We start from the raw sequence: 11,519 nt of genomic DNA, 5'->3' as shown, positions 1-11,519 counted from the left end.
CGATGCGACGTCCTGTTCGCCATGCTCAAGACCAAGACTCTGTACCAACCGCCCACGACACAAGCCGCTTGACAGAAACCATAGGGACACCCCCCCCCCGGTTGGGATCAATGTGGGTTTCAGTCAGTTGGACTGCAACAAAGGCGCATTGATCCCAACCCGGCGGCAGTGCAGTGGTCCATTGACGCGCTGGGGAGGTCTACAGCGGCATGGCCCAGATAGGGCTCGAGCGTTCGTTCAGCTCGGTGCACGTCGCGTGTTGTCGGCTGGCTCGTTGGTAGAACGTCTGCAACGGTTCGGTCGGCTCCACGTCCGGCGGTGTGGGTACGACGGGCAGTTCGCCGAGTTCGAGCGCCAATTGATAGATGCTGGGGCGTTCGAGTTCGGCGTCGACCAGTGCCGGCGCGGCAGCGTTGTGCGGCTTCGATGTTTGCGGTACACGCGGCGTACTCGGTTCGGGCTTGGCTGCCGACGGGCGTTCGAGCAGCTGCTCGAGCTCGGCGACCTCACGGACAGCCGCTGCGCTCGTGGCCGGCGGCGCAACGAAGGGCACGATCGGCTCGAACGCGATCATGTCCGATGACGACGCAAGCGCCTTGTTCTTGGCCGGGATGAGGAACGCCACGATCACGGTTCCGGTGCCGAACACCACGGCCGCAACGACACTGGTGTGCAAGACGGCACTGCCGAAGGCAGAGATGGCATTCGCTTCGAGATTGTCTGCGAAGCCGCTCAGAAATGCATTCTGCTCGCGAATGATGTCCGAGACGATCACCGCACCGGCCAGCGAATCTTGCGATGCCGCAAGCCCTTCTGCGGCCTGACCGGTGTACTGGCCATTGGGTTGCTTACCGGGGAAGGTCTGCAGAAACCCCTCGATTCCCTGTCGATACGACGCCGCCAGAACCGAACCCAATACAGCGATGCCGAGAGACCCACCCAGTTCGAGTGCAGTGTCGTTCAGTCCGCCGCCGACACCGAGCTTGTCGTCCGGGAACTCACCCATGATGGCATCGGTGCAGGGCGAGACGGACAGTCCGATGGCCAGTCCGAGCAGCGTCAGTACGGGCAGGAAGTCGACATACGTTGCCGTCGAATCGATTCCGACGAGGGAGACGACCGACAGCGTGCCCACGATCATCCCTGCGGTGACGGTGACACGCGGCCCCATCTTGGGGGTCAGCCACATCGTGATTCCGGACCCGACGAACACTGCGCCGGCCAGCGGCAGCAGATGCACTCCGGTGGAGACCGGGCCGTACCCGAGAGCGAACTGGAGGTACTGCGCCACGAGGTAGATCGCCCCGAACGTCACCAGGAAGAACACCAGTACCGCAAGGGTGGCACCCCCGAGAACACGCGAGGAGAACATCCGCACGTCCAGCAATGGATTGGGGTGTCGTAGTTCCCAGCCCACGAAACCCAGCACCGACAGCAGTCCGACGAGGCCGAAGTACAGCGGCCCGACGGTCCAGCCGAAGTGCATGCCCTCGATGATGGAGTAGACGATGGTCGAGACGGCCAGAACCGACAGCAACCCGCCGATCCAATCGATCGCACCGGCATCGACGGCTCGCGACGGCGGGACGAGTACGACGGCTCCGGCTATGGCGGCCAGCGCAATCGGGACGTTGATCAGAAATGTCGAACTCCACGTGAAGCTCTCGAGAAGCCACCCGGCCAGCAACGGCCCGGCGGCGATGGCGAGGCCGGACGTGGCCGCCCACACGGTGACGGCTGTGGCCCGCTCACGCTTGGGGAACGTGGCCACCAGCAGAGACAACGTCGCAGGCATGACGATCGCAGCCGCGACACCCATGACGATTCGGGCCAGGATCACGCCGAGCGTGGCATCGGTCAGCGCCCCCGCCACCGACCCCGCCACGAAGATGATCAGTCCGATGATCAGCGCGCCGCGTCGGCTGTACCGGTCGCCGATCACTCCGCACAACAGCATCAACGACGCGTACGGGACGGTGTATCCGTCGATCACCCATTGAAGATCACTGCTGGTCAAGCCCAGATCCATCGTCATCGACGGCGCGGCGACGAGCAGGGACGTGTTCGCCATGACCACGATCAGCAGGCTCAGGCACAACACCACCAAGGCCGACCATCGTCGGGCATAGGGTTTGTGCATTTCTTGGACAGGTGTCATCGCAAGCAGTGTCATGTGTTCCCCCCGTTGGCAAAGTGCGACACACCTTGCACAGTGCTGTGCAGCTTAAGAAATTCGCGCTAGGATCGGCAATCTTTTGTGGCGGCAACCACACTGCGTCGACGCGATCGTGCTAGAAGTGGACGTGTGCCGAAGACGACGGAGTCGAGACCGAGCGCACGGACAGACCGATCGCCCGTGCAGCGGAGTGACGCCCGCTCGAACAGAGCGCGAATTCTCGATGTCGCGCAGGGGGTACTGGCGAACAATCCGGACGCGACCATCAACGACGTCGCGTCCGCGGCCGGGGTGGTCCGACGAACGGTCTACTCGCACTTCGCCTCTCGCGAAGCCCTGATCGACGGCATCGCACTCGAAGCCGCAGAACGCATCTCGGCCGCGCTCGAACGTGATCCGGCCGTCGACGAATCCGCCGTCACCGTGTTCGTGCGACAGACGCTGGCACTGGCACGCGTCGGCGATCAGTACCGGCTCCTACTTGCGGTTGCGCGTACCGACCTGGGACACAACGGTCTTCACGACCTGCTGGGACCGATGCGGGAGTCGGCTGCGGCTGTCATTCGACGTGGACAGCGCGAGGGTGTGTTCTCCACCTATCTGCCGGCCGAGGTGCTGATCCTCAACATCGAAGCCATCGCGCTGTCGATCCTCGAGGCCACCAATGCCGGGCTGCTCACCGACCCCACAGGTGCGGCCACCACGTCGAGTCTGGTCCTGCTCGGAATCGCACCGGACGAAGCCGAACGCATCGTGAGCGGTGTCCGTGCCGCGGACGCGCCAGCCGGAGCCCACCCCTGAAACGACGAATGCCCCGCCTGCGCAATGTGATTGCGCCGACGGGGCATCGGTCTACGAGTGCGGGTCAGGGGGCGGGGACGAACCCTGCGCCGAGTCCGTTGCCCTGATCGACGTTGCGAAGAATCGCGTCGAAGTTGGTGCCGACCTCGGGGCCGAAGCACGCGACGCCCAGGTAGGCGTTGACCATGCCGACGAGGGTGTTGCCGACGACGACCGGGCTACCCGAGTCACCCTCGACGACGCACAGCTGCGCCCAGGTCTCCTGCGACTGCAGAACGTCTCCGTACGCGAGGCCGCAGGTGTTGCCGGTCGTGCGGCCTTCCTTGCAGACGATGTTCGGGAACGCCGTCGGCGGGCCGACCTGAGAGATGGTCACGTTGCCCACGCGGCTGATCGGGGCAACCTTGTCACGCTGAAATTCGATGAGGGCGTAGTCGTACTCCGGGTTGGAGAATGCGATGCGGCCCACCTCACCGAGGGAGGTGTCGTACTCCGGGACGATGGAGGCACCCGCTTGGCCACAGTGACCGGCGGTGAAGCCCACGAGATTTCCGTTGCGGTCGTTGCCGATCGTCGTCAGCGTGCACTCCGCCTGGCCTCCGACGATGATTCCGGACCCACCGCCGAGAGCTGCAGGAGCGGCCGCGGATGCGGTCCCCACGCCGACGCTGGCTACGATTGCAGCCGCCCCCACGACGACGAGCATGAATTTCTTGAACATGTACTCCCTCTCAGCGGTGTCGGCAGAACCCTAGCAACAGAACGTGTCGTAACACGAGCTAGTCGCTCATACGTCCTGCTCGAGGGCCGCAAGAGTTGTCCGAGCTTCGTCGAGTTGACGACTCAGTTCGGCCACGCGGCGTGCCGCCTCTTCACGTGCATGGGAGATGACAGCCTCGACGGCATCGCGTGCAGTGACATCGCCCAGTTCACGAACGGCCCGACCGACCGCTTCCGGACTCACCGGCTGCGCCTTGGTCGGCCTCTTCGCGCCCTGCGTGACGGTGACCGACCAATCGTTGTCGGCACCGGCATGAATGGTCACGCTCACTCCGCCCGGCGCCTTCTTCGGACGACGTGGGGCCGAGCCGGTCGACGCAGACCCCGCACCGGCGGGCTTGGCGGCAACGTCGGTCGCCGGTACCGCCTTCGGAGCAGCGCTCGATGTCGAAGCCGTGACCGATGTAGAAGCCGTGACCGATGTAGAAGTAGGGCTCGATTTCGAGACAGCAACCGGCTCGGAGGCAGCGACCGGCTTCGATACCGGCGCGGCCGATGCCGTCTTCTTCGCGGGGATGCGTTTGGCAGGCGCGGGTGGGGTCGCCGGGTTGCGGGTGATGCGCAGCTCCTCGGCCTCGTAGGGCAGTTCGTCGTTGACGCCCTTCGGGCTGATGGTGACGGTGTTGCCGTCGATGGATACCACCTTGGCCGACGTACCGTCGGGCAGGCCGAGGCTCGGATTCGGCTCGCGGAGATACACGGTGGCGCGACGCCCCTCGGCGAGCGCTGCTGCCAGCGTCGTCAGGTTCTCGGGAGTCAGCGAATCGTTCACGGCGCGCCCACGGGGTGGCATCGACTACCGGCCTTTCTCGAAAGTGTTTGCGAATACTGTCGCACAGATTCACGTGCGCAGGCAGCACGGCATCGAGTATCGGTCGCGAGGATGACGTGGATCCCAAGTATGTGTAACCCCGAGTAACCGTAACCAGAAGTAACAGTTACTACGATTAACACTAAAGAGGCTTGGCCAGAGAAGGCCGATGACACGACTCTAACGGACAGGCCGTCCGAGCGCCCGTCGAGTGCCGTCGACCACCTCGCCGAACCGCCCTCGCGCCGGGATTCTCCCGCGTAGCCTGACGGCGTACCTTCTTGCGCAGGTACGGAACAGGAGCTTCGATGTACCACCTCGACGCGGACCAGCAATCGCTCAGCGACGGTCCGCACGTGTACTTGCTCGATGCCAGAAGCACTCTCGAGGTTCAGGCCCTGAATCAGTGGATCGACGCCACCACCCCGGACGGAGAACGTCGGCCCCCGTCGGTCGTTCTGTCCGGTGAGGCCAGGACATCACTGTCGGACACCGTCCGCGGGTACGCCGACGATCCGCTGCTCATTCCGCTGCGGGTCACGTTGACCGATCGAAGCACCGGCATTCTGCACCGCATCTTCGCCCCGAGAGGCCGCTCGAAGCCGACACGGGTGTGGCAGCGGTGGGTGGCCAACGACGATCCCGATCACTCCGCAGTGTTGGTCGGTGAACCCGCAACCCTGAGCGATCTGCAGGATCGGTTCGAGCGCGGCGGCGGCACGTCGTTGTCGTCGTTCATCCTGCGGCAGGCGAGTCTCGCACTGGACAAGGCCGAACGCGGAGTCATCGGCTCGGAGTACAAGATTCCGCGCTTCGTCGTCGAGGACATGACGGAGCAGAAGAAGTTCAGGGACGGCATCACCGAGCTCGCAGACCACGTCGGCCAGGATCGCGACACCGTCGACAAGAGGGTTCAGGACATCCTCGGCGAGATGGTGGCGACCGAAACCAGGCGCGCCGTCGAGATGTGGGGCACCCTCGGCGCGTACTTCTCGCGGGCGTACAAGGTCGACGTCGATCGCGATCAGCTGCAGAAGGTTCGCGAACTCAACAAGAACTATCCGTTGGTGTTCCTGCCCAATCACCGTTCCTACCTCGACCCACTCGTGCTGCGTCCCGCGCTTCTCGCCGAGGGACTGCCGCTCAATCACGTCATGGGCGGCATCAATGTCGGCTTCTGGCCGTTGGGCCCGATAGCCAAACGCAGTGGCGTGGTGCTCATTCAGCGCAAATTCTCGGACGCGATCTACAAATGGACGCTGCGTCAGTACATGAGTTTTCTGCTCAGCAAGCGGTTCAACCTCGAGTGGTACATCGAGGGCGGACGCAGCCGCACCGGAAAGCTCCGACCGCCGCGGTTCGGTCTGCTGACCTACCTCGTCGACGCCCTCGAGTCGAGCGACGCGGAGGACGTCTATTTGATCCCGACGTCCATCACCTACGACCGACTGCACGAGGTCGGCGCGATGGCCGAAGAATCGCACGGGGCGAAGAAGCAAGCCGAGGGCATTCGCATGGCCATCGGGTACATCCGCGCTCAGGGCACGTTGCGCGGCAACGTCTATCTGAACTTCGGAGAGCCGATGTCGGTGGCGGCGATCGTCGCCGAGAACACCGACAAGCGCGTCGCGGTGCAGAAGATCGCGCTCGGTGTCTCCCATGCGATCAACGATGCGACGCCGGTGACCCCGGCAGCACTGGTCACGATGGCGCTGTTGGGTATCGAGGATCGCGCACTCAACGTCAACGAAATGTGGGCCATCATCTCGCCGTTGGCCGGCTACATCAAACGCAGAAACCTACCCACTGCGGGCGGGGTGGACATCGCCGACGTCGACGTCGTCCGCTCGGCCGTCATCGCACAGGTCAACGCCAACGTCGTCAAGCGTTTCGACGACGGCCCCGAACCGCTGTTCTACCTGGCGCAGGACAAGCATCTGGTGGCAGCGTTCTTCCGCAACAACGCCATTCACTTCTTCGTGATGCGCGCCATCGGCGAACTGGTGGTGCTACCGACCGAGGGTGACTCGACGCCGCTGACTCAGGAATCGTTGTGGACATCGGCCCTGCAATTGCGAGATCTACTCAAGTTCGAGTTCTTCTTCGGCGACAAGAAGGACTTCGGGGAGCGTCTCGAATCCGAGGTCGATCTCATCGACCCGGAATGGCGCACCAGCATCAGCGACCCCGATTATGCTGCGCGACAGCTTGAATCGCAGGATCTGCACCTGGCGCACCGCGTACTGCAGCCGATCTTCGAGGCCTACCAGGTAGTGGCCGACCAGCTGATGCTGCTGCCGCAGAGCGGAGAATTCGACAAACCGAAGTTCATCTCGGAATGCCTCGGCGCTGCCCAGGCCAGGCGGCTCCGCCAGCAGCTCGATCACAGTGAGTCCATCTCGGGCGAACTGTTCGACACTGCACTGCAACTGGCCGAGAACCGCGACCTGATCGATTCCAGCTCGGACGGCATCGCCCGCCGCCGCAGGGACTTCGCGCTGGAGATCGACGAATGGGCCCGCAAGGTACGTACCATCCGGGATATGGCGCACCGAATGCTCCGTGAGGTGGAACCGATCTCTGCCCCCGAGGAGAACAATCCATGACCGACTTCGACGATCGACTGATAGCGATCGCCGCCGCCCCACCCGGCCGAGACACCATCGCCTTCTTCGATCTCGACGGCACCCTCATCAACGGATTCTCTGCTCGCGCAGTGTTTCTCGAACGCCTCAAGACCCTCGACGTCACGGTCAAGGAACTGTGGGAGATCTCCAGTGCCGTCGTCGAGATGCGGATGCGCAACTCCCCCGTCGACAATCTGATGGGCAAGGCCGTCCGCGGCCTCGAAGGCCGTCGCGAAGAGGACCTGATGGAACAGGCATACACCCTCTTCCGCAACGAGATCGCGCCGATGATCTACCCGCAGGCCCGGGCCCTCGTCGAGGCTCACCGGCACGCAGGGCATCGCCTGGTGATGGCTACCTCGGCCACGCCGTACCAGGCACTGCCGGTGCAGCAGGACATGATGTTCGAGGAGTTGCTGTGCACGACTCCGGTGGTCACCGACGGGATTCTCACCGGTGAGCTCGTCGGCGATTCGCTCTGGGGACCCCGCAAAGCACAGGCGGCAATCGACTACGCCGAACGTGAAGGCATTGCTCTGGCAGGCTGTTTCGCATACTCGAACGGCGGTGAGGACGTGCCGCTGCTCGAGGCCGTGGGCCGTCCCATCGCCCTCAACCCCGATCCTGATCTCGCGCGCTATGCCGCCAAGAAGAACTGGCCGGCCCTGACGCTGGACAGCCCGAAGCGTGGCACGGATATCACGTCGGCCGTACGCAGCACGGCGGCGCTCGGATCGGTGCTCGCGAGTGCTTCGATCGGGCTCGGTCTGGGGTTGCTCACCCGCAGTCGCCGTACCGGTGCCAATATCACCAGCACCATCGCCCCGGACATCGCGCTGACCCTCGCCGGGGTCAAGCTCGACGTCACCGGAACCGAAAATGCCTGGTCGGCCCGGCCCGCCGTCTTCATGTTCAACCATCAGAGCACCGCCGACTCGATCATCGTCACTTCCATCCTGCGACGCGACATCACCGCCGTCGCGAAGCGGGAACTCGAACGCGATCCGCGCTTCGCATTGCTGGGCAGAATTTTCGACGTCGCCTATGTCGACCGCGGCGATCCTGCGCAAGCGCGAGAGGCCATGCGGCCTGCGATCGAGAAGCTGCACAGCGGCATCTCCGTCGCCATCGCCCCCGAGGGCACTCGCATGCCGACGTCCCGTCTCGGCCGATTCAAGAAGGGCGGTTTTCACCTGGCGATGCAGGCCGGCGTGCCGATCGTTCCGATCGTCATTCACAACGCCGGTGACGTGATGTGGAAGAAGGACTTCACCGTTCACTCCGGTACGGTCAAGGTCACCGTCGGCGAGCCCATACCCACCACGGATTGGGATCCCGACAAGATCGACGAGTACGTGGACGCCGTCCGTTCCTATTTCGACAGAACGTTGGGATATGCCTGAGAATCAGATCAACTCGGTAGTACAGACGGAGATCGAGCGGAATCTATTGGGCGGCGAGCCCAAGTACAACCGCGCCGACATCGTCGAGAAGTCCGGGATTCCGCTCGAGCGGGTCATCGCCCTGTGGATCGGCATGGGCTTCCCCGTCCACACCGATACCGACGCACTCGTCTACACCGACGCCGATCTCGAAGCTCTGAAGCTGATCACCGCACTGACCGCGCAGAAGGTGATCAAGCCCGAGATGGAGGTTGCGATCGCACGCACCCTCGGGCAGTCGATGTCCCGGCTCGCGGAATGGCAAGTGGGCGTTGTGAACTCTCACATACTCGAACGCATCATCGACAGCCAAGAAGACACGAACGACATCGACGCGATTCGACGGAACGCCCGTGCCATCGCCGCCGAAACCGTCCCCACCCTCGAAGCGCTCCAGGGATACACCTGGCGACGCCACCTGGCAGCAGCGGCCGGTCGATCCATCGCCGCTCCCGACGACGCCGCCGACAGTCCCACGATGGCCGTCGGGTTCGCCGACATGGTCGGCTACACGAGCCTGACGCGTCGACTCGACATCGGCGAGTTGACGACGCTACTCGAGGAGTTCGAGTCATTGGCCACCAATATCATTGCGCGAGGGCGCGGTTCGGTGATCAAGAACGTCGGCGACGAGGTGATGTTCAGCGCGCAGACCCCCGAGGATGCCGCCCACATCGCCCTCGACCTCCAGGACGCCTTCGACGAGCAGGAGGACATGCCGGACCTGCGGGTCGGGCTGGCGTGGGGCCCGGTACTGGCCCGGTACGGCGACCTGTACGGGTCGGTGGTCAATATCGCTGCGCGCCTGACCAGTTCGGCCAATCCCGGAACGATCCTGGTCGATACCGTCATGACGGATGAACTGCGTCACGACTCGGAGTTCTACCTCAAATCGGTCCGTTCACTACGGGTCAAAGGGTTCCACAAGCTCAAGCCTCACCGGCTCAAGCACAACAAGCGAACCGGTCAGCGTAGCGAGGAGTAGAACTCCAGGTGTCGACGCGCAGCCTCGTCCCAGGTGAGGCTGTGCGCCAGCGCCAGCCCCGGTGACGGATCGTGCGGCTCGTGCAACGCACGGTCCAATTCGCTGGTCATGGTCTCCACCGACGATGCGTAGGTGACGCTGTCTCCGAACACCTCTCGCAGTACCGGCAGATCACGCGCCACCACCGGAGTCGATGCGGCGAGCGCCTCCATCGCGGCCAGGCCGAAGCCTTCCTTGGTGGAGAAGAACGGCAGCGCCGCAGCCTGCGCCACGAGATGCGGCAGCTCGTCGTCGTCGACGGTTCCGAGTATCACCGGCTCGATGCCCAGTTCTACTGCTCGACGGTCGAATTCGGCTCGATAGTCACGGTAGTCGAACAGCGTCTCGCCGCCGGCGAACACCAGTTGCACGTGGCGATCGGACAGCCCGGCGAAGGCGTCGAGTAGATCGAGACTGCCCTTGCGTGGCTCGATGCCGCCGACTGCGAGCACGTACCTGCCGAACTTCCCGCTCCAGTGCGATCGGCCCGATTCGGCTGCTGCCGAGAACCTTCCGGCATCGACTCCATTGGGAATGACGACCGGATCGAACCCCCAGCCGCGTCGGACGTCGTCGGCCACCGCAGTGGACACACAGATTCGCGCGTACGGCGCGGTGATCGCTCGTTCGTGACATGCCGCGAGCTCGGGAGTGGTGAACTCGTCGAGATGGTGGATGGTCCTGATGCACCGGCCGACGGCGTTGGCCGAGATGCAGTCCTGAGCATGGACGATGTCGTACTCGTCGGGCGTGAAGGCCTGCCGCAGAACGCCTATCGATCGCAGAATCCGCTCGCCGACGCTCTCGTTCTCGCGGTGGGAAAACGGGACCATCCGCACGGTGACAGCCGGGTCGACCTTGCGGAAGAACTCACTGTCGCCCCCGCGGCCCAGCGACCACACCGACACATCCTGGCCGGCGCGTGCCAGCGCTTCGGCCAGAGCCAACGTATGCACCACGCCTCCGCGCGGTTTGGACGAATAGGTCAACAGCGCGATCTTCATCGATCCGGTTTCTCCTGCAACAAGTCCGGATAGGCATCGACGCGTCGCTCGGCCAGGTGATGCAGACCTCTCCGGGCCCGATCCACCTCGGCATCGACGTCGATCTCGTGCACGGCCAAACCGCCTTTGGACCACGTCTTGGCCAACACGTCTCCGCCGGGCCCGACAATTTTTGCCTGGCCGAGGAACCGCAGGGATCCCATCACCCCGGTCTGGTTGGACGAGACGAGCACCACCTGGTTCTCGGCGGCGCGCGCAGCGTCGTACAGATCGAACAGTCGCGACTGTCGATCGTTGGGTAGCGACGACGCTCGATCGGTGACGCTGGCCGGCCACGCGGACAGCGCCGCAATGATTCTCGCGCCGTCCAATGCAAGCGTCCGGGCCGACTCCGGGAACGTCTTGTCGTAGTCGATCAGCATGCCCATCCGTCCGACCGGAGTATCGAAGGCCTCGAACCGATCTCCGGCGGCGTAGGCCAAGGATTCCCCGAGCGGCTGATGCACCTTACGGTGACTGCCGAGGATCCCGTCGCCCGTCAGGCACGCAGCCGCGTTGTACCGCAGCCCCTTCGACAGTTCGGTGTACCCGATACACACCGTCATCGCACCCGCCGCCGCGATGATGGCGGCCAACTCCGGACCGTCCGGATCGAGAGTGGGCGGCAACTCGGACGGATCCGGATTGCTCAGGCTGTTGATGTAACCCCCGAGGGATGCGTCGGGCAGCACCAAGAGATCGATTCCCTCGCGGGCCGCACTGGAGATGATCGTCGTGATCTTCAGTACGGCCCGATCGACATCTCTACCGAAATGTGCTGCCAATGCACCGATCTTGATGGGAGCCACGTCGAG

The 11,519-nt window shown here is 63.9% G+C and carries 9 protein-coding genes; 4 read left to right on the top strand and 5 right to left on the bottom strand.

Annotation, left to right across the window (positions count from 1 at the left end; translation table 11 throughout):
* Positions 1-199 precede the first annotated feature (199 nt).
* Entirely contained in the window at positions 200-2,158 is a 1,959-nt protein-coding gene (locus AB0O58_RS05775; protein ID WP_366237993.1) for an MFS transporter, read from the bottom strand.
* Positions 2,159-2,356: 198 nt separating this feature from the next.
* Here AB0O58_RS05775 and AB0O58_RS05770 point away from each other — a divergent pair, with 198 nt between their 5' ends.
* Positions 2,357-2,977 (top strand): TetR/AcrR family transcriptional regulator, encoded by a 621-nt coding sequence (locus AB0O58_RS05770; protein WP_032372816.1) that lies wholly within the window; start codon positions 2,357-2,359, stop codon positions 2,975-2,977.
* Between the two features lie 64 nt (positions 2,978-3,041).
* Here the strand turns inward: AB0O58_RS05770 and AB0O58_RS05765 are convergent, their stop codons facing one another.
* On the bottom strand, positions 3,042-3,698 hold the full coding sequence (locus tag AB0O58_RS05765; protein WP_027495249.1) for a hypothetical protein: 657 nt from the start codon (positions 3,696-3,698) through the stop codon (positions 3,042-3,044).
* Positions 3,699-3,764: 66 nt separating this feature from the next.
* Positions 3,765-4,550 carry a DUF6319 family protein gene (locus AB0O58_RS05760; RefSeq protein ID WP_032372536.1) on the bottom strand — a complete coding sequence of 262 codons (786 nt, stop codon included), beginning with the start codon at positions 4,548-4,550 and terminating at the stop codon, positions 3,765-3,767.
* A 326-nt stretch (positions 4,551-4,876) separates the two neighbouring features.
* Here AB0O58_RS05760 and AB0O58_RS05755 point away from each other — a divergent pair, with 326 nt between their 5' ends.
* Genes AB0O58_RS05755 through AB0O58_RS05745 form a run of 3 tightly spaced genes read left to right on the top strand, consistent with a single transcriptional unit; the run spans position 4,877 to position 9,622 of the window.
* Positions 4,877-7,174, top strand: coding sequence for a glycerol-3-phosphate 1-O-acyltransferase (locus AB0O58_RS05755; protein WP_032372537.1), 2,298 nt, complete (start codon positions 4,877-4,879; stop codon positions 7,172-7,174).
* Positions 7,171-8,598: an HAD-IB family hydrolase gene (locus AB0O58_RS05750; RefSeq protein ID WP_032372538.1), complete on the top strand. Its 1,428-nt coding sequence runs from the start codon at positions 7,171-7,173 to the stop codon at positions 8,596-8,598. Before AB0O58_RS05755 ends, AB0O58_RS05750 begins: the two co-directional genes overlap by 4 nt.
* Positions 8,591-9,622: an adenylate/guanylate cyclase domain-containing protein gene (locus AB0O58_RS05745; RefSeq protein ID WP_283550269.1), complete on the top strand. Its 1,032-nt coding sequence runs from the start codon at positions 8,591-8,593 to the stop codon at positions 9,620-9,622. Before AB0O58_RS05750 ends, AB0O58_RS05745 begins: the two co-directional genes overlap by 8 nt.
* Here AB0O58_RS05745 and AB0O58_RS05740 read toward each other — a convergent pair.
* Together AB0O58_RS05740 and AB0O58_RS05735 are read right to left on the bottom strand one after the other, a co-directional pair.
* Positions 9,604-10,665, bottom strand: a complete 1,062-nt coding sequence (locus AB0O58_RS05740) for an MSMEG_0565 family glycosyltransferase (protein ID WP_366237992.1) — start codon at positions 10,663-10,665, stop codon at positions 9,604-9,606. The two genes, AB0O58_RS05745 and AB0O58_RS05740, sit on opposite strands and share 19 nt — an antisense overlap.
* Positions 10,662-11,513: a carbon-nitrogen hydrolase family protein gene (locus AB0O58_RS05735; RefSeq protein WP_206498345.1), complete on the bottom strand. Its 852-nt coding sequence runs from the start codon at positions 11,511-11,513 to the stop codon at positions 10,662-10,664. The genes AB0O58_RS05740 and AB0O58_RS05735 overlap by 4 nt, the downstream gene beginning before the upstream one ends.
* Positions 11,514-11,519 lie beyond the last annotated feature (6 nt).

This window comes from Rhodococcus sp. NPDC080181, from assembly GCF_040702225.1.
GTDB classification, from domain to species: Bacteria; Actinomycetota; Actinomycetes; order Mycobacteriales; family Mycobacteriaceae; genus Rhodococcoides; species Rhodococcoides fascians.
This window is presented reverse-complemented; position numbering and strand designations above follow the sequence as displayed.